Raw genomic sequence first — 21,582 nt, 5'->3', positions numbered from 1 at the left:
ACGTACTGGACGGCCTGCCCATTCTGAAGATCTGCACCGGTTATCGGCTGGGTGAGGGCGAGATCGGCTATCTGCCGGCAGGTCTGAAGGCCCAGAGCCAGCTCACACCCGTCTACGAGAAGATGGAGGGCTGGTCGGACACCACCCAGGGCGCGCGCTCCTGGAAGGAGCTGCCGGCCAATGCGATCAAGTATGTGCGCCGCATCGAGGAGCTGATCGGCGCGCCGGTGGCGCTGCTCTCCACCAGCCCGCAGCGCGACGACACCATCCTGGTGCGTGATCCGTTCCAGGACTGAGTCCGCAAACCGTCTCTTTACCGCTGCCGGGATACACCGTTCTCCGAAACGAGACGGAACTCCGGTGTTCGACGCGGAACAACGCATCATCGCGCGCATGGCGCCTCGCCTGAAGCGCGTCCTGGTGGCCGACCCGCAGCAGGCCAGCGCGCGGCTGTTCAACGAACTGATGCGCGATCTGGTCGGCAGCTTTGTGTTTTCGGCGGCGACCACCGAGCGGGCCTTTCGGATCGCCGAGAGCTCCGACCCGCAGCTCATCGTGGTCGAGATCGGCGACGAGGCGGTCGACGGGCTGGCGTTCACCCGCAAGCTGCGTCGCTCGACCTGGACCTGCCGCCAGGCTCCGGTGATCGCGGTGACCGGTAACGCAACGGCCGGCGCGATTCTCGCCGCGCGTGACGCAGGCGTGCACGAGTTCCTTCGCAAGCCCTACAGCGTCAAGGACCTGCTGCGGCGCCTGGAGGCCGTGACCCTGCGCGAGCGGGACTGGGTCGAGGGCGTGGGCTATGTCGGCCCGGACCGCCGCCGCTTCAATTCCGGGGAATACGCCGGGCCGCTGAAGCGCAAGACCGATGGGACCGAGACCCCGCTGCAGCAGAAGATCAACCAGGCGCTGAAGATCATCCGCGCGGCGGTGGCCGCCGCCGAAACCGATCCGCTCCAGGCGATGCGGGCGATGCGGGCCCAGGCCTCGATCATCCAGTCGCTGGCCAGTGACTTTCAGATGACCCTTGCGGCCTCGGCGTTCCAGCGCGCGCTGGACAGGCAGGCGGCCAGCAAGCAGCCTTTCACCCGAGCGGATGCGGAAGCCTGGGCGTCTCGCCTGCTGAGTTTCCTGCCGCGCGACGCCGACGCCGAGCGCCGGGCCAACGCCGCCTGAGCTCTCGTCTGCCGATCTCTACTTCTCAGTGAGCGTCCAGACGCCGTCCCAGTCGGCTGGGGGCGGCGCCGCGGTCAGCAGACCGCAACGTTCGCTGTAGATGCGCGACGGGCCATCGGTCGGATCGATCTCAAGCGCCCCCTCAAAAGCGCGGCCGGCCACCTTCCAGTCGCGGGCCCGATAGGCGGCGAGGCCGGCGCCAAACAGCTCGAGCATGGGCTTGAGCGACGGATCCTGAGCCCGGTAGCCGAGGGATTCATAGACCGCCACCGGCCGATCCTTGCCCTTGACCCGGATCAGGTCGAGCTCACGCAATGTGGCGGGCTGCTTGAGCGCGCGAACGGTCATCTCCGAGAGCAGAATCCTGGCGCCGTACTGCTTGGTGGCGCCCTCAAGACGCGAGGCCAGGTTCACCGTGTCGCCGATGGCGGTGTACTCCATTCGCCGGTCGGAGCCGATGTTGCCGATGACCGTCGGACCGGTCGAGAAGCCGATGCCGATGCCGATGGGCGCATCGCCCCGCGCCGCCCGCGCAGCGTTGAACAGAGCAAGCCGCCGCATCATCTCGTCGGCCGCCGCCAGCGCGTTGTCGGCGTCCTGCGCGCCGACAAACGGCGAGCCGAACAGCGCCATGATCCCGTCGCCCATGTATTTGTCGAGGATGCCGTGATGCTGGAAGATCACGTCGACCATCTCGGTGAAATAGGCGTTCAGGAGCGACACCGTTTCACGCGGACCCAGCGCTTCGGCGATGGTGGTGAAGCTGCGCACGTCGGAGAACATCACCGTGACGGTCTGCTCCTTGCCGCCCAGTTCGTCTTCACCGGCCGACAACAGCTGGTCGGCGACCTCCTTGGACATGTAGCGGCTCATGGTGGAGCGAATGCGCTTTTCCTCGGTGATGTCCTCCAGCACCAGCATTGAGCCGATCCGGGTCTCGGTGGCGTCGATCAGCGGCATGGCGGTGAGGTTCACCGAGGCGGATCGCCCACCGGGCTGAGCCAGCTCGGCGTCCACGGCGAGGGCGGTATCGCCGCTGGCCTCAGTGCGCGCGAGGCTGTCGTTGATCCAGGCGTTGGCGCCGGCGAACCGGTCTCGGGCCGTGGCGCCCACGAGATCCTCCCGCGTGACGCCCAGCAGCACCAGCGCCGCCTCGTTGGCGGTGACCATGCGACCCTCAGCGTCGAGGGTGATGATGCCGTTGGACGTGCTCTTCAGAATGCTCTCGTTGTAGTTCTTCATCGACAGAACGTCGTCGAACAGCTTGGCGTTCTCCAGGCTCACGGCCACCTGAGCGGCGAAGGCTTTCAGCCGCGACTCATCCTTTTGGGTAAAGACGCCGCCCTTCTTGTTGAGCGCCTGGGCGACCCCGATCCGGGCGCCGGCCTTGTTGGTGATCGGCACGCAGAGAATGGTGCGGGTGCGGAAGCCGCTGAGATGGTCGACCTCGGGGTTGAAGCGAGGATCGGCATAGGCGTCGGCGACCGTTTCGGTATGGCCGCTGGTGAACACGGCCCCGGCGATGCCGAGCGTGGTGGGCATGCGGATCTGCCGGGTCTCCATGCCGTCGGCATAGAGCGTGTAGAGCTCGTCCGTTTTGTCGTCATAGATGAACAGCGAGGCGCGCTCGGCGCCAAGGAGTTGGGTGGTGGCGGCCATGATCCGGCCGATCAGGGCCTCGAGCACAAGTTCGCCCGCCAGGTCCTGCGTGACCTCCAGGATCCGCTGCTCTTCCTTGAGACTGTCGACCATCAGGCCGAAGCCACGATTGATGTCCGCGTATTCGTCGGTGGAGAGCACCTCGAGACCGGCCTCGTCGAGCCGCCCGCTCTCGACGCTGCGCATGGCGCTGATCACCCGGCCCGCGGACTGCGAGACTTCGCGCGCGGTCAGGATCGCCATGACGACGGCCAGCCCCATGCTGACGCCCACCACGCCCACGCTCCAGACATAGAGGCGGAGCATCTCGCCGGATGGCACGGCGAACCCTGCGCCCGTGATCATGCGATCAAACTTGTAGAGGAACGAGGCGGCCGAGAACGCCAGCGGAATGGCGCTCACCGCCACCGCCAGGAACAGCAACTTGCTTCGAAGCGGCACCGCCACCAGTGCGCTCAACTGCTCCGGCGCGACAGGTTCGCCCAGAACGCCCGACAGCCGCCGCACGACCGGCTCCATGGCCCGGCTGACGGCGAAGTACTCGAAGATCGCGTGAGCCGGCGAGGCGAACACGAAGATCATCGTCGCCAGCCCGATGAACTGCCAGAGCGCGATGCCGCCGTCGAACCAGGTGTTGGCGATCCAGACGACGCCCACCAGGGAGAGGGTCGCCGTGGGGCCGTGGAGCAGGGTTACCCGCACCGCCGAGAACAGCGGCATGTTCAGAGCGCGGACGACGGCGGCGCCCAGGGCCGCCTGGCTCGGACTTTCGCCGCGGTCCAGCGCGCTGAGAACCGGCGCGAGGGGCTTCAGGTGCCGTCCGATGGCGATCAGATCTATGGAGGCGAAGAAGGCGACGGCGAGCGGCGCCGCGCTCCAGATCACCAGCCACTGGCGGAGGTCGAACTCCAGCCCCAACAGGCCCAACAGCAACGTCAGCGACACCGCCACGAAGGTGGCGGGCAGGTAGATCCAGATCAGTCGCCAGAACAGCGCCTTTCCGGAATCGACCGGCTTGGCTGGTTTGGCTGCCGCCGAATTCAATGCCCCGCCCTCCGCCACGGCGCGAGGTGCAACGCGCCGACGATAAGCCCGCCCAGCACCAGCCCGACCATCGCCGCCAGGGCGGCATACGCGAGCCAGCCGGCAAAAGCGCCCACATAGGGTACGGCGGAGGCGGCGTGCGAGACGCTGTCGATGGCGCTGGGAACGACGCTCAGGCCGTAGTGACTCAGCCCGTGAATGAGAATTCCACCGCCGACCCACAGCATGGCGGCGGTGCCGACCTTGGTGAGCAGATCGAGCACCACCGGCATCGCCTTCACAAGTCCACGGCCCACCGCCCGGCTGGCGGCGGGACCGCGCCGCGCCAGATCCAGACCGATGTCATCCATCTTCACGATCAGGGCGACCACGCCATAGACGCCGATGGTGATGGCGAACCCCACCACCGCCAGGACAGCGGCCTGGATCGGCAGCGGCCGGTCGGCGACGTCGTTGAGGGCGATGGCCATGATCTCAGCCGACAGGATGAAGTCCGTGCGGATCGCGCCGGTCACCTTCTCACGTTCCAGTTCCTGGGAACTGAGGGCGAGGTCCTCGGCGATGGCGGCGTCGGTGTGCGGCCGCATAGCCTCCAGGATCTTCTCGGCCGCCTCGAAACAGAGGTAGCCCGCGCCCAGCATCAGGAGCGGCGTGATCGCCCAGGACGCGAAGGCGCTGAGCGCCAAGGCGCCGGGCAGCAGGAACAGGAATTTGTTGCGCAGCGAGCCGAACGCGATCTTGGCCACGATCGGAAGCTCGCGATCCGGCGTAAAGCCCACGGCGTAGCCGGGGGTGACCGCAGCGTCGTCGATGACCACGCCCACGGCCTTCGAGCCCGCCTTGCCGGCGGCCGCGGTCACATCGTCCAGCGACGTCGCCGCGATCTTGGCGATGGCGGCGACGTCGTCGAGCAGGGCGAAAAGCCCGGAGGCCATGCGGGTCTCCTCAGTCGAAACCGCCGATCGACCCTAGAGCCTGTCCGGATCAGATGGAATCATCTGATCCGGCAAACAGGCTCGATTTCCTAGCGTTAGAGCGCGCCGCGCGCGCCGACCATTCGAAACCGCGCCAGGGCGAAGGGCGCCAGCGCCGCCGCCACGCCGCCGACATTGGCCGCCACGTCCTTCCACTGGAAGGTCCCCGAAACCAGGCCGAAGATCTGCATCACATCAAAGCTGGTCGCCATGACGAGGAACGCGCCGCCGATCCACCAGGGGTTCACCCGGGGCAGGCTGGCGATCGACAGCAACGTCAGGAGGTAGCCGTAGCCGATGTGTTGCACCACGTCCGGCGGCGGAACCTGGCTCGATGCGTCATGGTTCGGATTCAGAGCGCCGGAGAGCGCCACGGCGAAGACGGCCAGCAGCAGCACCCGTCCGCCCCAGATGACCACTGCGTTCATCGCCTGTCTCCAGCTGTTGAGGTCCCCGTCTTCGGGCCAGACCCCATTCCATGCAAGGCTGGATGAGTTAAGGCCGCCGCCAGGCGATGGGTTCGCCCGAGCCGGCCGCGGCGATGCGCGCGACGGCCTCGGCCAGCGGCTCTTCGGCGCACATCATGTGGTGGGCGTTGGCGTGCAGGATGCGGCCTTCACCCAGGCCCAGGGCCACGTGGCCCTTCCAGAATACGAGATCGCCGCGCCCGAAGGCGTCAGGCGCGATCGGTTCGCCTAGCGCCTGCTGCTGGTCGGTATCGCGCGGGCAGGCGCGGCCGCAGGCGAAGAGCGCCTGCTGCACCAGTCCCGAGCAGTCGAGACCCCCGCTCTCGCGTCCGCCCCACAGGTAGGCGGCGCCGCGCAACCGGCCTGCCGCGCTCACCCAGTCCTCGTCGAAGAGCCCGATGGGGACCAGGTGTTCAACGGGCATCCAGCCCGCGCCGGTCACCCGCGCCAGCCGTCCCTCGATCACCTCGACACTGACCAGGCTGTTCATGGAGTACGGACCCGAGGCCCGGGTTTTGATGCTGGGCCCGGCGAAGGCGTAGGTGTGCGCCACCGAGACCCGGTGGGTGGGCCAGGATCCGGGCGCCGCCAGCGCGCTCGCCTCAACGAAGCCCACATACCCGTCCCGCAAGGCTTGACCGAAGACCCAGCCGTCCGCCTCGTCTTCAAGGACCTCGAACCGCTCGCCGAACAGCAGCTGATCGGCCTGCTCCGCCGCAGCGTCGGGCGCCGTACGGATGCCCGTGGAGGGTCGCACGCAGACCATGGCCTTGGGATCGAGATAGACCTCGGCCGTCAGCACGCCCTCGAGGCTTTGCGCGGCGACACCGTCCCGCATGGGGGTTATGCGCGGATCGAAGCTCATGCGAACCGCGTTCGGATCATGCGGAAGAGCCCGCGAATGGCCTGCGCCTCGCCGCCGACCGGCCAGCCCGGTCGGCCGCGCGGGTTCCAGGCGTATATGTCGAGGTGCGCCCACGGACCCTTAGGCGCGAAGCGTCGAAGGAACAGCGCCGCCGTGACCGCCCCGGCCTGGGCCCAGGCGTCGGGATCGTTCTTCAGATCGGCGATGTCGGTATCGAGCGCGTCTTCGTAGCCGGACCACATCGGCAGGCGCCAGACCGGGTCGGACTCCGCGTCGCAGGCGGCCAGAATATCGCGCGCCAGGTCCTCGTCGTCGGTGAACAGCGGCGGCAGCTGCGGTCCCAGCGCCACCCGCGCCGCGCCGGTCAGCGTGGCCATGTCGATGGTCAGCGCCGGTTCGAGTTCGCCGGCCCGGGTGAGGGCGTCAGCCAGGATCAAGCGGCCCTCAGCGTCGGTGTTGCCGACCTCGATGGAGAGACCGGCGCGCGAGGCCAGCACGTCGCCCGGACGCATGGCGTCGCCGGAAATGGCGTTCTCGACGACCGGAAGCAGCACCGAAAGTCGCACGGGCAAGCCGGCGTCCATGACCATCTGGCCCAGCGCCAGGGCGTGGGCGGCGCCGCCCATGTCCTTCTTCATCAGCCGCATGCCGGCCGAGGGCTTGATGTCGAGGCCGCCGGTGTCGAACACCACGCCCTTGCCGATCAGCGCCACGAGCGGGCGGTCGGCCTGACCCCAGCTGATCTCGATCATCCGAGGCGCGCGTGCAGGATGCGCCGCACGGCCCACGGCGTGAACAGCCGGATAGTTCCGAGTGAGCAGGTCGTCGCCGATGATCACCGAGATCGCAGCGCCGTATCGGGCGGCCACATCGAGGGCCAGGGCCTCAATCTCCGCCGGGCCGAGATCATTGGCGGGCGTGTTGACCATGTCGCGGGCGAGCGCGCAGGCCCGGGCGGTGCGACGGGCCGAAGCGGTGTCGATACCCTGAACCAGAAGGCGGGGACGTTGGCCGGCCTTGGACTTGTAGCGGTCGAACCGGTAGCTTCCCAGGGCGAAGGCGGTCGCCGCCGCCTCGTCCGGCGATTCCAAACGATAGACGCCGCCGGGCAGTCGGGCCGGCAGGCCGCGCCAGGCCATGGCCTTGCCCCCCGGCGCAAACAACACGCGTTCCAGCGCGCCGTCGACGCCCGGGATCAGCAGCACTTGGCCCGACTTGCCGGAGAAATCCGCCGTCTTGGCCAAGGCGGCCAGACGCGCGTCCGCGGCGGTCCGGGCAGCCACATCCTCGGCGTCCACAACCTCGATCGGGGTTGCATCGCCGTCCCAGGCGTCGATCAGCGGTTCGAAATAGGTGTCAGTCATCGTGCGACTCAGAAGCCAAGACCAGCGCCCAGCGGCGAGGCGGGAAAGGCGGCCAGCGCGCCCACGGCCAGGGCCACGCCATAGGGCACGCCTTCCTTGGGATCGGCAAGCCGGGCGACCCAGCGGGGCCCCGTCTGGGCCAGAGGCCGCATCATCGGTCCGCGCAGCATCAACAGACCCAGCGCAAGACCGCCGCCGGCCAATGCGGCGAACGCCAGGAACGTGGCGACGTCGGGCCAGCCCATCCACAGGGCCGCCGCCGCCATAAGCTTGGCGTCGCCGCCGCCAATCCAACGAAGTGCGAACAGCAGCATGCCGACCACCAGGGCGATCACGCCAACCAGGGCGTGGAGGCCAAGGGCCAGCCCACCCAAACCCTGAGCCAGGGCGGCCGGAACGAACGCCGCGGCGAGCGCCATCGGGATCCAGTTGGGAATACGGAACGTGGCCGCATCGCTGGCCGCCGCCGTAACCACCAGGGCGGGCAGAAGAAGCGCGAGCGCGGCGGCAATGGGCTCAATCATGGGTGCCGGGGATCCTCAGGTCAGCATTTTCGCCTCCGGGGGGTGAACGGAGCGTTTCATCCAGCACTTCGCGGACATGAAAAAAGCCCCGGCGTCGCCACCGGGGCTCATTCCTATATCCGGCCTTAGGGCCTCGGATCAGGTCACAGCGGCGTCGACTTCAGTGCTGATCTTGTCGAACGCACCTTCCAGGCTGCCGCCGACGGCCTGAAGGGCGCCCACGAGCACCACCGCGATCAGGGCGGCGATCAGACCGTACTCGATGGCGGTCGCGCCGGATTCATCCTTCAGGAAACGGGTCACGAACTTCGACATGGGTTTTCTCCAGTTTGACGAGCAGATGGCGGGGACCTCAAGCTCTTGCCTGCTCGTCCCTTAGAACGCGCTCAGGTTCGCCCAGCGCGCTTAATCCGTCGTCAAGCGTCAGCCCTAAAATCGATACATCATGAGCGGCAGTTCATTGTTATCGCTTGTAAACCACAATGAGGTCAGGCCGAGCCAAACCCTTCGATCCGACGGCCGCCACCCTTCACAAAGAACAGGGTCGCCAATCCGATGACCAGCAGAAGGAGCAGGGTCGCCATTCCGCCCTGTTGCGTGCCAGTCGCCTCGGTGCCCCAGTTGACCAGGGTCGGCGCCAGCCAGGCGGTCGCCACGCCGGAGAGCGCATAGACGCCGAAAAAGGCGCCGGTCTGATCCGGCGGCGTCAGGCGGGTCAGGAGCGTGCGGCTTGAGGCGTACTGCGCGGTGATGAAGATCGCATTCAGGAAGCCGACCAGCACGAAAACCACATCCGGCAGAGTCTGGAAGACCGGTCCGTCCCAGATTGGCCCGTGGGCCGCCGCATCGTGTGGCCAGAAGAACAGAATCTGGTCGGGCCTCATGCCCAGGAACCCGGTGAGACCGATGACCGAGGCGACGAGCTCGATCTGCAGCGCCCGCTTGGGCCCGACGCCGGCGTCCAGCCAGCGTCCGACGAAGCCGCCGAGCACCGCGAAGATCGACAGCAGGATGCCGTAGGCCAGCATCTCCAGCGCGCCCCACTGCATGACGCCCACGGCGTAGACGCCCGCATAGACAAGAATGCCGTTCATCCCGTCGACGAAGAACATCCGCGCGCCCAGGAAGGTGGCCGCATCTCGGTAGCGACCGACGGCCTTCAGCATGCCCCAGAGATCAGCCGCGCCTTCGGCCAGGGCCCGACCCAGCTTGACCCCCGTGGGCGGCGCGTCCGGCGTGAAGAGAAAGAGCGGCAGGGAGCCGAACAGCAGCAGGCCCGCCGCCAGCCAGGCGACAACGCGTTCGTGCTCGTGCATCGAAGTGTCGAGACCGAACAGCGGTTGGGCGGGCACCCAGCTCCAGTTCACCTCGCCAGGCAGGGCGAAGGCCCAGGCCGTGAAGCCCAGCGCCAGCACGGAGAACAGATTTCCGAGCGACAGCGCGAGGCCCGAGGCGCGATGCGCGCCATGCAGTCCCGCAGCCCGCACCAGCAGCGAATTGTGCAGGATGTCGTTGTAAGCGAACAACACCTGAACCGTCATGGCGATCAACATGGTCATCGCCACCGACAGCCCGCTGCCATCGGGCTTGGCCCACCAGAGCGCGGCGCAAAGCGGCACGCTCAGGCCGACGATCAGGCCCAGCCAGCCCTTGCGCCGGCCGACCTTGTCGATCGAGGCTCCGATGAACGGCGCGGTGGCCATCACCGCCCAACCGGCCCACTGCTGCCAGCGCGAGATCACCGCCTGGCCCTCGACCGGGTCGCCGATCATCGTGGCGGCCACGTAGGGCATGAAGATGTAGATGGTGATCAGGATCACATAGGGGTCGCGGCCCCCTTCAAAGATCGACCAGGCGTAGCCGCCACGGTCGAGTCCGCGCGCGGACGGCGCGGCCTCCGTCGTCGTCTCCGTCACCAGCGGCTCCCCCCGGGCCCCGAGCGCGGTCACCGCACCCATTGGCCCACCGTAGCGAGCGATGATGGCTTGTCGATGGGGCCTGCAGCCGATCCGATCAGATGGAACCGTCTGAAGGTGACGAAGCCGGCCCTAGAGTCGGCGCAGCTTGGAAACGCCCGAGCCCTCCGGTCGCGCCTCGAACACCGCGACGGCGCGGGTTTCGAACTCAGGCTTGTCGATGGTGGAGACGGCCATCATTTCGGCGCGAACAGCGGTGCGGGTCAGAGTCAACTTGAGGAAACCCTTGGCGACCTGGTCGTTGAAGATCACCTCCGGATTCACGCGCGCGATAATCTCGCCCATGTTCAGGCCCGGATAGAGCTCTCCCGCCCCCGGACTGGTGATGCTGGTGGCGCCGAACTCGCAGGCCACCCGCGCGCCCGCGGCGTCGTGGAGTTCATTGGCCCAGAAGGAATGTGCGTCGCCGCTGATCACCACCGGCCGGGCGCGCGCCGCCTTGAGCGTCGCGTAAAGTCGCTCGCGGGCGGCGGGGTAGCCGTCCCACATGTCGAGGGTGGTGGGCAGGCCCAGCGCCGCCAGCCGCTCCTGCTCGGCGAACCGTTCGCGGCGCGACGGCGCGGCAGCCGCAATCTCCGCAGGCGTCAGCGCCTTCGACGGGCTGAACGGCATCAGGCGCGCCATCACCACCTGGTTGCCCAGCACCTGCCAGGAATGGCCCGCCTCGACCGAGCGCGCGGCCTCGGCGGCGATCCAGGCCTCCTGCTTGGCGCTCATCAGCCGCCTCGACGGATCCTCCATCTTGGCGCGGAAGCCGGCGACGTCAGGTTTGCCATCGACCGTGGCGAGGTCGTCAGCGAGCGTGAGCTGGCGGTCGCGAGCGGCCAGCCGGGTCTCGATCATCAACAGACTGGCCAGGTCGCCAAACCGGAAGCCGCGCATGGCGGCCTCGGCCATGCCGACACCCGGCGCCGGATCTCGGATCGGCATCCACTCGAAATAGGCCTTGAGCGCCACCGCCTTGCGGGCCGCCCAGTCGCCTTCTTCCGCCGGCTGATGGTTCTCCGCACCCAGGGTGAAGCTGTTGTTGGTGGTCTCGTGATCGTCCCAGGTGACAATCCAGGGCGCCCGGGCATGGGCCGCCTGAAGGTCGGGGTCGGATTTGTACTGCGCGTGCCGGCGGCGATAGTCCGCGAGGCTGATGATCTCACGGTCCGGATCATTGCGGCGCGACTGGGCGACCGGCGAGTTCATGCCGTAGGCGCGGTCGCCGCCGTACTCGTAAATATAGTCGCCAAGGTGGATCACCGCGTCGACGCGGTCGAGATCGGCGATGGCGCGATAGGCGTTGAACAGCCCGCCCGGATAGAGCGCGCAGGAAGCCACGGCCAACACCACGTCGCGGGTCGGGCCGTCCGGCAGGGTGCGGGTGCGGCCGATGGGCGATGACACGCCGCCGGCCTCGAACTGGAAGGTGTAGGCGCGACCGGGCTGCAGGCCTGCGACGTCGATCTTGATCGTGTAGTCGCGCCCGGCCCCTGTGACGCCCTGGCCACGCCGGACAGGTCCGCCGCGACGGTCGACCGGCGTGACGGTCCAGGTGAAAGGGACGTCGGCGCCGGGGACCTCAGGCGTCACGCGAGACCAGATGACCACCCGGTCCTGCAACGGATCTCCTGAGGCGACGCCGTGTTTGAAACTGACGGGGGTCTGTGCGACGGCCGCGCCCGGAGACGCGGCGGCCCCGAGACCCAAAAGCGCCAGCGCGCGACGACGATCGACCTTCATGCCCGTTGCTCCTCAAGCGCGGCGCCCGATATGACAACCAGATACCACAGGAGCGTGACAGGCGATGTCCGATCCGCGCCATGTCGCGCTGGATGAAACCGCGCGGGGCGAGCGGCTCGACAAGGCGCTCGCCGGGCGCCTGACCGACGTCTCGCGCGCCCGGCTCCAGGCGCTGATCGCCGAGGGACGCCTGCGGCGCGACGGGGTGGTGATCACCGACGGCGCGGCTCGGGCGGTCCCGGGCGACTATGTGCTGGACGTGCCGCCGCCCGCGCCCGCCTCGCCGGAGGCCGAGTCCATCCCGCTCGCTGTGCTCTTCGAGGACGCGCACCTGATCGTCATCGACAAGCCGGCGGGTCTGACCATGCACCCGGCCCCTGGCAGCGAGACCGGCACCCTGGTCAATGCCCTGCTGGCCCATTGCGGCGCGAGTCTCTCCGGCATCGGCGGCGTCGCCCGGCCGGGAATCGTGCACCGGATCGACAAGGAAACCTCGGGAGTCGTGGTGGCGGCCAAGTCCGACGCGGCGCACCAGGGACTCTCGGCGCTGTTCGCCGCGCATGACATCGAGCGCGCCTATGTGGCCTTCACGCGCGGCGCGCCGGACCCTCGCCGCGGGACCATCGAGGCGGCGATCGCGCGCTCCACCCATGACCGCAAGAAGATGGCGGTGGCCCGGAGCGGCGGGCGGGCAGCCCTGACCCACTACCGTGTCGAGCGTATCTTCGGACCGGAGGAACGGCCGTTGGCGGCACGGGTGGTCTGCCGGCTGGAGACCGGCCGCACCCACCAGATCCGGGTTCACCTGGCGAGCAAGGGCGCCCCCTGCCTGGGCGATCCGGTCTATGGCGCGGGCCAGCCCGCCGCCCCGGTCCGCGCCGCGATGGCGGAAGCCGGCCTGGCGCGGCAGGCGCTGCACGCCGCGGTGCTGGGCTTTGTACATCCCGTGACCGGCGAAACCCTTCGGTTCGAAAGCCCGCTCCCAGCGGATATGGCCGAGCTCGAAGCCCGGCTCGCGGCGCTCTAGCGTGGTCTTGTTTGCCTTGTTGGCGCCATGGTCGGCGCCTAGATAACCAACCGGCGATCTCGGATATTCGAGCCAGCGTCGCTGGCCGGACTTTCGAGAGCTCGCCGCCGTTCCTATCTGAAGGATGGGGGAGAGACGGAAGAGCGCTGCGCGGAGACGCGCGCGGCATCCCGGGTCTCCAAGTGATTGAGGGGATCGACCATGGCTATGAATTCGCTCGCCGTGATGTCGCCGGAAGGCGGGCTCAGCCGGTATCTCAGCGAAATCCGCAAGTTTCCGATGCTGGCCAAGGACGAGGAGTTCATGCTCGCCAAGCGCTGGCAGGAACACGAGGACCCCGACGCCGCCCACCGCATGGTGACCAGCCACCTGCGCCTCGTGGCCAAGATCGCCATGGGCTATCGCGGCTATGGCCTGCCGATCGGCGAGGTGATCTCCGAGGGCAATGTCGGCCTGATGCAGGCCGTCAAGAAGTTCGATCCGGACAAGGGCTTCCGCCTGGCGACCTACGCCATGTGGTGGATCCGCGCCTCGATCCAGGAATACATCCTGCGGTCCTGGAGCCTCGTGAAGATGGGCACCACGGCGGCGCAGAAGAAGCTGTTCTTCAACCTGCGCAAGGCCAAGAGCGAGATCGAGGCCCTGCAGGAGGGCGATCTGCGCCCCGATCAGGTGAGCCAGATCGCCACCAAGCTGGGCGTGCTTGACGAGGAAGTCGTCTCGATGAACCGCCGCCTCGCCGGCGGCGACGCCAGCCTCAACGCGCCCTTGCGCTCAGACGGCGACAGCGAATGGCAGGACTGGCTGGTCGACGACAAGACCCCCAGCCAGGAAACCGTGATCGCCGACAGCCAGGAAATGAGCCTGCGGATGAGCTTGCTCGAAACGGCGATGACCGAGCTGACCGATCGGGAGCGCCACATCCTGACGGAGCGGCGACTGAAGGACGATCCAACCACGCTGGAGGATCTGGCCAGCCACTATGGCGTGAGCCGCGAGCGGGTGCGCCAGATCGAGGTGCGGGCCTTCGAGAAGCTGCAGAAGTCGATGCGTGCGGCCGCGATGGAGCGGAACCTGATCGAGGCCTGAGCCTGCTAGCCGCCCACCGCCCGCCGGGCCGCGTCCTCGACCGCCGCGCGGGGGATCAACCGGATGGTCGAGCTGGCCTTGGCCAGGACCGCGCCGGAAGGATCAAGCAGTCGCCCCTCGGCGAAGCAGGTGGCGCGGCCGGCGCGCTCGATCCAGCCCTCGGCGATGACCAGGCCCGGCCGGGCGGGGGCGAAATAGGTCACCTTCATCTCCAGCGACATGGGCGTCATTTCGGGCAGCAGCGACAGCGAGGCGTGGGCCATGGCCGCGTCGATCCAGCCGCAGACGAAGCCGCCCTGGGCCACGCCGCCCGAGTGGCACATGTGCGGCGCCACCTGATACTCGATGGTCGTACGGCCCGCCTCGCTTGAGACGATCCGCACCTGGCCGAGCGCGGTCTGCAGGGTCGGATCGAGGTTGGCGGTCATGGCGGGCTCTCCTTGAGGCGGGCGTCGGTCGTCGAGGTCTTGGCCCCCTCCACCGCCCTCGGCGCCCCCTCCCCTGTTGGGGAAGGACCGGGCGCTCGTCCTCCCCCACAGGGGGAGGTGGCTGCGAAGCAGACGGAGGGGGGAATTACACTCGGTCGCCTCAATCGCCCAGACCGGGCTTGCCGCGCAACGCCTTGACGCCACCGCGCTTGGTCTTGCCGTCTAGCCGCCTGAGCTTTGAAGCGTAGGTCGGGCGGGTCTTCTTGCGCGGCGGGGGCGGCGGCTCGGCGGCCTTGCGGATCAGAGTGAAGAGGCGCTCGAACGCCTCCTGGCGGTTCATCTCCTGCGAGCGGCGGGCCTGGGCGACCAACACCAGCACGCCCTCCAGCGTCAGCCGGCTGCCCGCCAGGCGCGTCAGCCGGGCGCGCACCGGCTCAGGCAGGCTGGGCGAGCCGGCGACATCGAACCGGAGCTCGATGGCGGTCGAGACCTTGTTGACGTGCTGACCGCCGGGACCGGAGGCGCGGACCGCCCGCACCACCACCTCGTCGTCGGCGAGCAGGATGTCGGGCGTGACCTCGATCATGAGCGAGCCTTTGCCATAACCGCGAGGGCGCGCCAAACCCGGCCAAGGGGCGGCGGCGGCGGCCCCTTCCCTTGACCGGACGGCGAAAAACCGCTTCACACCCCCGGCTTTGCAGCGCCGCCGTTGCGCGGCGCCGCCGGGTTTCTTGATCCAAGGAGAACAATCATGCGCGTCTACTACGACCGCGATGCCGACATTTCCCGCATCCTGGACAAGAAGATCGCCATCGTAGGCTATGGCAGCCAGGGCCGGGCCCATGCGCTGAACCTGCATGACAGCGGTGCGAAGAACGTGGCCGTAGCTCTGAAGCCCGGCTCGGCGACCGCCAGGAAGGTCGAGGCCGACGGCCTGAAGGTGATGAGCGTGGCGGACGCGGCCAAGTGGGCCGACGTGCTGATGGTGCTGGCCCCCGACGAGCTGCAGCGCGGAATCTACAACGCCGAGATCGCCCCCAACATCAAGTCGGGCACGGCCCTGCTGTTCGCCCACGGGCTGAACGTGCATTTCAACCTGATCGAGCCAGCCGCGGGCATCGACGTGCTGATGGTGGCGCCCAAGGGCCCGGGCCACACCGTCCGCGGCGAGTATCTGAAGGGCGGCGGCGTGCCCTGCCTGATCGCCGTCCACCAGGACGCGACGGGCGGCGCCATGGATCTGGGCCTTGCCTACGCCTCGGCCATCGGCGGCGGCCGTTCGGGCATCATCGAGACCAACTTCCGCGAGGAATGCGAGACCGACCTGTTCGGCGAGCAGGCCGTGCTGTGCGGCGGCCTGGTGGAGCTGATCCGCGCGGGCTTCGAGACCCTGGTCGAGGCCGGCTACGCACCGGAAATGGCCTATTTCGAGTGCCTGCACGAGGTGAAGCTGATCGTGGACCTGATCTACGAAGGCGGCATCGCCAACATGAACTACTCGATCTCGAACACGGCGGAGTACGGCGAGTACGTCACCGGCCCGCGCATCGTCACCGCCGACACCAAGGCCGAGATGAAGCGCGTGCTGGAGGACATCCAGTCCGGCCGCTTCGTGCGCGACTTCATGCAGGAAAACGCGGTTGGGGCGCCTAGCTTCAAGGCCACGCGTCGCCGCGGAGCCGAGCACCAGATCGAGGAAGTCGGCCAGCGCCTGCGCGCCATGATGCCCTGGATCACCAAGAACGCCCTGGTGGACACCAGCCGGAACTAACCCGCGAGGCGGTCACCTCGGCTCAGGCCCGTGAGACCGCTTCGCCGGGCGCTTCGAACAGGACCGATCGGGCGCCTTGATGTGCGCCCCTGCGTCTGCGCGACCCTCAGGCGTGTGGCGGCGATCCTGGGCCGGGGATCGCCCCCTGAATCCACGCCCGACCGTTTGGCGCTCACGTCTTGAGCACGCCTGGCCGCCGGGAGGGGGTTGATCCACCTCAACGACGGGAACCGGCTGAGGTGCAAGTTGGCGGCCTGTCTCAGCAGAGGGCGGACCTTGCCATGAAGCTCAATCCCATGCGTGTCGGCGTCAGCCTGGGGGCCTTGATGGGGCTCTGGCACCTGACCTGGTCAGGGCTGGTCGCCGCAGGACTGGCCAAGCCCCTGATGGACTTCGTGCTGATGATCCACTTCATCAGGCTGGACATCGGGTTCGCGCCCTTTGACGTTCAGCTGGCGGCCCTGTTGGTGGTGGTGACGTCGTTGTTCGGCTTCGCGTTCGGATGGGTGTTCGCCGTGGTCTGGAACAGCGTGACTCGCAGGGACTAAGCCCGGATCAGGCCGCCCGGAACCTCAGCGGCATGGCCTTGGGGCCGGAGATGAAGTTGGACGGCAGCCACTCGACCGGTGCGGCGAGCTGGAAGTCGCGCATCCGGGTCAGCACCTCGCGCAGCATGGCGTCGATCTCCAGTCTGGCGATGTGCTGGCCCAGGCACACGTGGGGGCCGTTGCCGAAGGCCATGTGAGGGTTTTCGGCGCGCGAGAGGTCAAGCGTATCGGGGTTGGCGAAGGCTGCAGGGTCGCGGTTGGCGGCGCCGAAGTACATCACCACCTTGTCGCCGGCGCGGATCGCCTGGCCGCCGAGCATGGTGTCCACCTTGGCGGTGCGACGCATGTAGACCACCGGGCTGGTCCAGCGGAGCAGCTCCTCGCGGGCGGTGGGCAGGCGGGCGTCGAGATCGGCCATAAGCCAGGCGTACGGCTCGGGGTTCTCCATCAGCGCCAGCAGGCCGCCGGAGAGCAGGTTGCGGGTGGTGTCGCCGCCGGCGTCGACCAGCAGCAGGAAGAACAGCAGGAACTCCATGTCCTCCAGCTTGCGGCCGTCGACCTCGCAGGCGAGCAGACGGGAGGCGAGATCATCGCCCGGCCGGGCGCGCTTCTCGGCGATGACCTTGGAGCCGTACTCGAACATCTTCATCACCGCCTGTCCGCCGGCCCCGGGCGGCAGCGCCTCGGGCGCGGTGTGGATGATCTCGGTCAGCTTGTAGAGTTCGCGGCCGTCGTCGAGCGGCAGGCCCATCAGCTCAGCGATGACGAAGGAGGGCATCTCGCCGGCCACGTCGTTGACGAAGTCGCATTGGCCCTGGTCGATCACCCGGTCGACGATCTGGCGGGCCAGGGCTTGGATACGGTCCTGCCGCAGGCGCGCGGCGGGCTCGGTGAACTCCGAGCGGATCAGCTTGCGGAAGCCCGTGTGCTCGGGCGGGTCCATCATCAGCATCATCTTGTAGGGCCCGAACCCGCCGGCCTCGGCCAAAGGGTCGGCGATCATGATGGTGGGTTCGGAAGAGTAGGCCTGGAAATCGCGGTCGACCGCATAGACGTCGGCATGGCGGGTGACGGCCCAGAAGCCCTTGCCACCGGGCTCGTCGTGCCAGCGGACCGGGGCGTGCTCGCGGAGCCACGCGAACTGGCCATGCGGCTGGCCGCCATCGAAGCTGGCGGGCGAGAGCAGATCGATCTTCATGCACGCTTCCCCAGAGCCACGCCCGGTCAGACTGAAGCAATCTGATCGGGATGACGAGGCTCGACTCATTGATTTGGCGCGCAATTTCGCCGACGAACCGGGTCTTGTTTCGGCGAATTGCGCTTCGATCCCAAGCAAGGGTGCGGCCTCGCCCAGCGTCAGGCAAGCGCCGCCCGAGCCCGAAGCGTCAGAACGGGAAGACGTTGCGTTTCCGGGTATAGGCCAGGTAGCCGACATTGGCGCCCAGCCGGAGGCCCACGCCCGCGCGGATGGGGGCGAGGGTGATCTCTTCCGCGCGCTGGTAGTTCACGCCCAGGCCGCCGACCAGGTAGGCGGTGCCCTCCACGCCCGGGAAGCGCTGGAAGATGCGCTCCGGCTCCCAGAGGCCATAGCAAAGAGTGAACACCCGGCTGGCGTTCCCGCCGAAGTCCCAGCCGGCCGAGGGGCCCTGCCAGAACACCTCCAGGGGCTGGCGATCCTTCATGTAGAGCAGGCCCCGCCCGTAGCGGGCGCCCAGCACGAACGCGCCCGAGCCCTCTTCGCCGGCGATGTAGGCGGTGGGGCGGCCCTCCTTGGCGAACAGGCGCTCGACCGCCGCGCCGGCGGCCTCGGCGGTGACGCCCAGGAAGTCGGAGACGCCGGTGACGATCTCATCCTGAGTGTAGGTCGCGTTGGAGTTCCCGGTGGGACCGGCCGACGGGTAGGACGGGGTGGTGTTCGGCGGCGGCGGGCCCTGCTGGGCGGCGGCGAGCGTCGGAGCCAGTGCCGATCCGGCCAGGCTCGCAGCGCCGGCCAGCATGATTGTGCGTCGGTCCACGGGCGTCATGTCGCCTCCTACAAGTGAATCAGAATCCGCCCAGCACGCCATCGATGCTCCGCCCAGGCTTAACGGCCGATTAACCACGTTGGCGGAGCGCCGATCCAACCGGCCCCGCCTATGCCGAGGCGCGGGATGTGCTAGAGGGCGGCCACGATGAGCACGCCCCTCTCCAAGATCCGCAACTTCTCGATCGTCGCCCACATCGACCATGGCAAGTCGACACTCTCGGACCGCCTGATCCAGGAGACCGGTGCGCTGACCGCGCGCGAGATGTCCGAGCAGGTGCTCGACAACATGGACATCGAGCGCGAGCGCGGAATCACCATCAAGGCCCAGACCGTCCGCCTCGAGTACAAGGCCGATGACGGCGAGACCTATGTCCTCAATCTGATGGACACGCCCGGCCACGTGGATTTCGCCTATGAGGTCTCGCGCAGCCTGGCCGCCTGCGAGGGCTCGATCCTGGTGGTGGACGCCAGCCAGGGCGTCGAGGCCCAGACCCTGGCCAACGTCTATCAGGCCATCGACAACAACCACGAGATCGTGCCGGTCCTGAACAAGATCGACCTGCCGGCCGCCGAGCCCGGCCGGGTGCGCCAGCAGATCGAGGACGTGATCGGCCTTGATGCTTCAGACGCCGTCGAGTGTTCGGCCAAGTCGGGCCTCGGCATCCATGAGGTGCTGGAGGCCATCGTCCACCGCCTGCCGCCACCCAAGGGCGACCGTGACGCGCCCCTGAAGGCGCTGCTGGTCGACGCCTGGTACGACCCCTACCTGGGCGTCGTCGTGCTGGTGCGGGTGATCGACGGCGTGCTGAAGGCCGGTCAGCGGATCCGCATGATGCAGCAGGGTTCGACCCACCTGATCGACCGCATCGGCTACTTCCGCCCCAAGCGCACCGAGGTGGAGGAACTGGGGCCGGGCGAGATCGGCTTCATCACCGCCCAGATCAAGGAGGTCGCCCACGCCGCCGTGGGCGACACCATCACCGACGAGCGCAAGCCCGCCGAGACGCCGTTGGCCGGCTTCCGCGAGGTGCAGTCGGTGGTGTTCTGCGGCCTGTTCCCGGTGGACGCCTCCAAGTTCGAGGACCTGCGCGCCGCGATCGGCCGCCTGCGGCTGAACGACGCCAGCTTCACCTATGAGATGGAGACCAGCGCCGCCCTGGGCTTCGGCTTCCGCTGCGGATTCCTGGGGCTGCTGCACCTTGAGATCATCCAGGAGCGCCTCTCCCGCGAGTTCGACCTCGACCTGATCGCGACCGCGCCCTCGGTGGTCTACAGGATCAAGCTGACCAACGGCGACGAGATCGAGCTGCACAACCCGGCCGACCTGCCCGACCCGGTGAAGATCGCTGACATCGCCGAACCCTGGATCAAGGCCACCATCTTCACGCCCGACGAGTATCTCGGGCCGATCATCAAGCTCTGCCAGGACCGCCGCGGCCAGCAGCGCGAGCTCAGCTACGTCGGCAGCCGCGCCATGGTCGTCTACGACCTGCCGCTGAACGAGGTCGTGTTCGATTTCTATGACCGGCTGAAATCGATCTCGAAGGGCTATGCGTCCTTCGACTACGCGATCGAAGGCTATCGCGTCGGCGACCTGGTGAAGATGTCGATCCTGGTCAACTCCGAGCCGGTGGACGCGCTCTCCATGCTGGTCCACCGCGACCGCGCCGAGGCCCGCGGACGCGGCATGGTCGAGAAGATGAAGGAGCTCATCAACCCGCACATGTTCCAGATCCCGATCCAGGCGGCCATCGGCGGCCGGATCATCGCGCGCGAGACCGTGCGGGCGCTGCGCAAGGACGTGACCGCCAAGTGCTACGGCGGCGACGCCAGCCGGAAACGCAAGCTGCTCGACAAGCAGAAGGCCGGCAAGAAGCGCATGCGCCAGTACGGCAACGTCGAGATCCCGCAGGAAGCCTTCATCGCCGCCCTGAAGATGGACGCGGACTAGGCACGCTCGTCAGGGCGTCTCCGCCGCCGCTTCCGCCGAGGCCGCGCCGCCTTCGACGGCGGGGGCGGTTTCGGCGATCTCGGTTTCCGGGGGCGGTGCGGACAGTTGCGCGATCGCCTCGCGGACGTAGCGGGCGTGGGTGACGACGCCGATGTCGAGGCGCTCGCGGTTGAGGTCGACCCACTGGGTCAGAAGTCCCGCGATGAAGCCCTGGCCGGGCGCGGCGTCGGAGACCGGCGAAAGGGCGCCCGGGTTCTGCTGGCGGGTGATGAACACCGGGCCGCCGGAATTGCCGGGGAACACCGTGAAGTCGAGCAGGAAGGTGGGGAACCTGTCGGCCGGCCCCAGCGGGAAGGAAGCCACCCGACCCGAGCGCAGGATCGGGAAGCCCGCGGAATTGGCCGAGAGCCCGCGCGGGAAGCCGAGCGCCATCATCTCATCGCCCGGTCCCACCTGATAGGCGCTGAATGTGGCGTCGTCGGCCAGATAGGCGAGCGGCAGGGCGGCGCGGGCGAACTCGCGCGGCGCCTTGATCTCCAGCACCGCGATGTCGCGCGTGGGGTGTGTGGTCCACAGTTCGGCGCCGTCATCGGCGCGAATGCGCAGCGTCTTGGGCGCATAGGCCCAGGAGCCGTCGGCATTGGGCGTGCGGTACCCGATCCGCGCCTCGGGCGAAGACATGCGCGCGAAGACATGCTGGGCGGTCACCAGCACCGTGCGCGGCCGGCCATCCTCCCTGGGCGAGGAGATCAGGAAGCCCGTGCCCACCGTGCGCGTGCCGTCGGCCTGAGGCTGTTCCAGCTGCACGGTCGCGTGGATCAGTTCGAGGGCGAGGTCCATGGCGCGTTCCTGTGGTCCGCCCATCAGATAGCCCATCGCGGCGTTTCGCCAAGTCGGCGCGGTCTCGACCCTTGAGCCGAGGGAACGGGCGGCGCATCTAGCGGCCATGTCCGAACGTCCCGCGC

General features: G+C 68.1%; 21 protein-coding genes. 7 read left to right on the top strand and 14 right to left on the bottom strand.

The window, feature by feature from the left end:
- Positions 1-296, top strand: a 296-nt coding sequence (locus ACIQ3R_RS04660; RefSeq protein ID WP_397415649.1) for an adenylosuccinate synthetase, incomplete at its 5' end; no start/stop codon positions are given.
- Positions 297-360: 64 nt separating this feature from the next.
- A complete protein-coding gene (locus ACIQ3R_RS04655) occupies positions 361-1,176 on the top strand; it encodes a response regulator (RefSeq protein ID WP_397415646.1) in 816 nt (271 codons plus the stop codon).
- A gap of 18 nt (positions 1,177-1,194) precedes the next feature.
- Here ACIQ3R_RS04655 and ACIQ3R_RS04650 read toward each other — a convergent pair whose 3' ends face one another.
- From ACIQ3R_RS04650 to ACIQ3R_RS04610, 9 genes are all read right to left on the bottom strand, one after another.
- Entirely contained in the window at positions 1,195-3,879 is a 2,685-nt protein-coding gene (locus ACIQ3R_RS04650; protein WP_397415644.1) for an adenylate/guanylate cyclase domain-containing protein, read from the bottom strand.
- Complete coding sequence (locus ACIQ3R_RS04645; protein WP_397415642.1) at positions 3,876-4,814, bottom strand: DUF808 domain-containing protein; 939 nt, start codon at positions 4,812-4,814, stop codon at positions 3,876-3,878. Before ACIQ3R_RS04645 ends, ACIQ3R_RS04650 begins: the two co-directional genes overlap by 4 nt.
- 95 nt (positions 4,815-4,909) lie before the next feature.
- Positions 4,910-5,281, bottom strand: coding sequence for a hypothetical protein (locus ACIQ3R_RS04640; protein ID WP_397415640.1), 372 nt, complete (start codon positions 5,279-5,281; stop codon positions 4,910-4,912).
- A 67-nt stretch (positions 5,282-5,348) separates the two neighbouring features.
- Positions 5,349-6,185 carry a C40 family peptidase gene (locus ACIQ3R_RS04635; RefSeq protein ID WP_397415638.1) on the bottom strand — a complete coding sequence of 279 codons (837 nt, stop codon included), beginning with the start codon at positions 6,183-6,185 and terminating at the stop codon, positions 5,349-5,351.
- Positions 6,182-7,549: a leucyl aminopeptidase family protein gene (locus ACIQ3R_RS04630; protein ID WP_397415636.1), complete on the bottom strand. Its 1,368-nt coding sequence runs from the start codon at positions 7,547-7,549 to the stop codon at positions 6,182-6,184. Before ACIQ3R_RS04630 ends, ACIQ3R_RS04635 begins: the two co-directional genes overlap by 4 nt.
- Before the next feature lie 8 nt (positions 7,550-7,557).
- Positions 7,558-8,073: a prepilin peptidase gene (locus tag ACIQ3R_RS04625; protein ID WP_397415634.1), complete on the bottom strand. Its 516-nt coding sequence runs from the start codon at positions 8,071-8,073 to the stop codon at positions 7,558-7,560.
- A gap of 138 nt (positions 8,074-8,211) precedes the next feature.
- Positions 8,212-8,388, bottom strand: coding sequence for a Flp family type IVb pilin (locus tag ACIQ3R_RS04620; protein ID WP_397415631.1), 177 nt, complete (start codon positions 8,386-8,388; stop codon positions 8,212-8,214).
- A gap of 173 nt (positions 8,389-8,561) precedes the next feature.
- On the bottom strand, positions 8,562-9,989 hold the full coding sequence (locus ACIQ3R_RS04615; RefSeq protein ID WP_397415629.1) for an MFS transporter: 1,428 nt from the start codon (positions 9,987-9,989) through the stop codon (positions 8,562-8,564).
- Positions 9,990-10,121: 132 nt separating this feature from the next.
- Entirely contained in the window at positions 10,122-11,777 is a 1,656-nt protein-coding gene (locus ACIQ3R_RS04610) for an alkaline phosphatase D family protein (RefSeq protein ID WP_397415627.1), read from the bottom strand.
- A gap of 64 nt (positions 11,778-11,841) precedes the next feature.
- Here ACIQ3R_RS04610 and ACIQ3R_RS04605 point away from each other — a divergent pair, with 64 nt between their 5' ends.
- Both ACIQ3R_RS04605 and rpoH read left to right on the top strand, forming a co-directional pair.
- The gene (locus ACIQ3R_RS04605) at positions 11,842-12,804 is read left to right on the top strand and encodes an RluA family pseudouridine synthase (RefSeq protein WP_397415625.1); all 963 of its coding nucleotides are present in this window, start codon (positions 11,842-11,844) and stop codon (positions 12,802-12,804) included.
- 201 nt (positions 12,805-13,005) lie between these two features.
- A complete protein-coding gene (gene rpoH / locus ACIQ3R_RS04600) occupies positions 13,006-13,893 on the top strand; it encodes an RNA polymerase sigma factor RpoH (RefSeq protein ID WP_397415623.1) in 888 nt (295 codons plus the stop codon).
- A 5-nt stretch (positions 13,894-13,898) separates the two neighbouring features.
- Here the strand turns inward: rpoH and ACIQ3R_RS04595 are convergent, their stop codons facing one another.
- Entirely contained in the window at positions 13,899-14,321 is a 423-nt protein-coding gene (locus ACIQ3R_RS04595) for a PaaI family thioesterase (RefSeq protein ID WP_397415620.1), read from the bottom strand.
- 160 nt (positions 14,322-14,481) lie between these two features.
- Positions 14,482-14,907: an alternative ribosome rescue aminoacyl-tRNA hydrolase ArfB gene (gene arfB, locus ACIQ3R_RS04590; RefSeq protein ID WP_397415618.1), complete on the bottom strand. Its 426-nt coding sequence runs from the start codon at positions 14,905-14,907 to the stop codon at positions 14,482-14,484.
- 165 nt (positions 14,908-15,072) lie between these two features.
- On the opposite strand from arfB, the gene ilvC reads away from it, so the two are divergent.
- Positions 15,073-16,092: a ketol-acid reductoisomerase gene (ilvC, locus tag ACIQ3R_RS04585; protein ID WP_397415616.1), complete on the top strand. Its 1,020-nt coding sequence runs from the start codon at positions 15,073-15,075 to the stop codon at positions 16,090-16,092.
- A 281-nt stretch (positions 16,093-16,373) separates the two neighbouring features.
- Positions 16,374-16,640, top strand: coding sequence for a hypothetical protein (locus tag ACIQ3R_RS04580; RefSeq protein WP_397415614.1), 267 nt, complete (start codon positions 16,374-16,376; stop codon positions 16,638-16,640).
- Between the two features lie 7 nt (positions 16,641-16,647).
- Here the strand turns inward: ACIQ3R_RS04580 and ACIQ3R_RS04575 are convergent, their stop codons facing one another.
- On the bottom strand, positions 16,648-17,838 hold the full coding sequence (locus ACIQ3R_RS04575) for a cytochrome P450 (protein WP_397415612.1): 1,191 nt from the start codon (positions 17,836-17,838) through the stop codon (positions 16,648-16,650).
- Positions 17,839-18,025: 187 nt separating this feature from the next.
- Positions 18,026-18,655 (bottom strand): DUF1134 domain-containing protein, encoded by a 630-nt coding sequence (locus ACIQ3R_RS04570; protein WP_397415610.1) that lies wholly within the window; start codon positions 18,653-18,655, stop codon positions 18,026-18,028.
- Positions 18,656-18,811: 156 nt separating this feature from the next.
- Here ACIQ3R_RS04570 and lepA point away from each other — a divergent pair, with 156 nt between their 5' ends.
- Positions 18,812-20,617: a translation elongation factor 4 gene (gene lepA / locus ACIQ3R_RS04565; RefSeq protein ID WP_397415608.1), complete on the top strand. Its 1,806-nt coding sequence runs from the start codon at positions 18,812-18,814 to the stop codon at positions 20,615-20,617.
- A gap of 9 nt (positions 20,618-20,626) precedes the next feature.
- Here lepA and ACIQ3R_RS04560 read toward each other — a convergent pair whose 3' ends face one another.
- Entirely contained in the window at positions 20,627-21,457 is an 831-nt protein-coding gene (locus ACIQ3R_RS04560) for a serine protease (RefSeq protein WP_397415651.1), read from the bottom strand.
- Positions 21,458-21,582: the final 125 nt, after the last annotated feature.

Source organism: Phenylobacterium sp. (genome assembly GCF_044371015.1).
Classification (GTDB): Bacteria; Pseudomonadota; Alphaproteobacteria; order Caulobacterales; family Caulobacteraceae; genus Phenylobacterium.
Note: the sequence above shows the minus strand (reverse complement) of the source record. Positions and strands in the feature narration are given on the sequence as shown.

Coding starts and splice junctions, on each gene's coding strand:
- ACIQ3R_RS04645 (WP_397415642.1), bottom strand. CDS start 4,814: ATGGCCTCCGGGCTTTTCGCCCTGCTCGACGACGTCGCCGCCATCGCC.
- ACIQ3R_RS04640 (WP_397415640.1), bottom strand. CDS start 5,281: ATGAACGCAGTGGTCATCTGGGGCGGACGGGTGCTGCTGCTGGCCGTC.
- ACIQ3R_RS04635 (WP_397415638.1), bottom strand. CDS start 6,185: ATGAGCTTCGATCCGCGCATAACCCCCATGCGGGACGGTGTCGCCGCG.
- ACIQ3R_RS04630 (WP_397415636.1), bottom strand. CDS start 7,549: ATGACTGACACCTATTTCGAACCGCTGATCGACGCCTGGGACGGCGAT.
- ACIQ3R_RS04625 (WP_397415634.1), bottom strand. CDS start 8,073: ATGATTGAGCCCATTGCCGCCGCGCTCGCGCTTCTTCTGCCCGCCCTG.
- ACIQ3R_RS04620 (WP_397415631.1), bottom strand. CDS start 8,388: ATGTCGAAGTTCGTGACCCGTTTCCTGAAGGATGAATCCGGCGCGACC.
- ACIQ3R_RS04610 (WP_397415627.1), bottom strand. CDS start 11,777: ATGAAGGTCGATCGTCGTCGCGCGCTGGCGCTTTTGGGTCTCGGGGCC.
- ACIQ3R_RS04605 (WP_397415625.1), top strand. CDS start 11,842: ATGTCCGATCCGCGCCATGTCGCGCTGGATGAAACCGCGCGGGGCGAG.
- rpoH (WP_397415623.1), top strand. CDS start 13,006: ATGGCTATGAATTCGCTCGCCGTGATGTCGCCGGAAGGCGGGCTCAGC.
- ACIQ3R_RS04595 (WP_397415620.1), bottom strand. CDS start 14,321: ATGACCGCCAACCTCGATCCGACCCTGCAGACCGCGCTCGGCCAGGTG.
- arfB (WP_397415618.1), bottom strand. CDS start 14,907: ATGATCGAGGTCACGCCCGACATCCTGCTCGCCGACGACGAGGTGGTG.
- ilvC (WP_397415616.1), top strand. CDS start 15,073: ATGCGCGTCTACTACGACCGCGATGCCGACATTTCCCGCATCCTGGAC.
- ACIQ3R_RS04580 (WP_397415614.1), top strand. CDS start 16,374: ATGAAGCTCAATCCCATGCGTGTCGGCGTCAGCCTGGGGGCCTTGATG.
- ACIQ3R_RS04575 (WP_397415612.1), bottom strand. CDS start 17,838: ATGAAGATCGATCTGCTCTCGCCCGCCAGCTTCGATGGCGGCCAGCCG.
- lepA (WP_397415608.1), top strand. CDS start 18,812: ATGAGCACGCCCCTCTCCAAGATCCGCAACTTCTCGATCGTCGCCCAC.
- ACIQ3R_RS04560 (WP_397415651.1), bottom strand. CDS start 21,457: ATGGACCTCGCCCTCGAACTGATCCACGCGACCGTGCAGCTGGAACAG.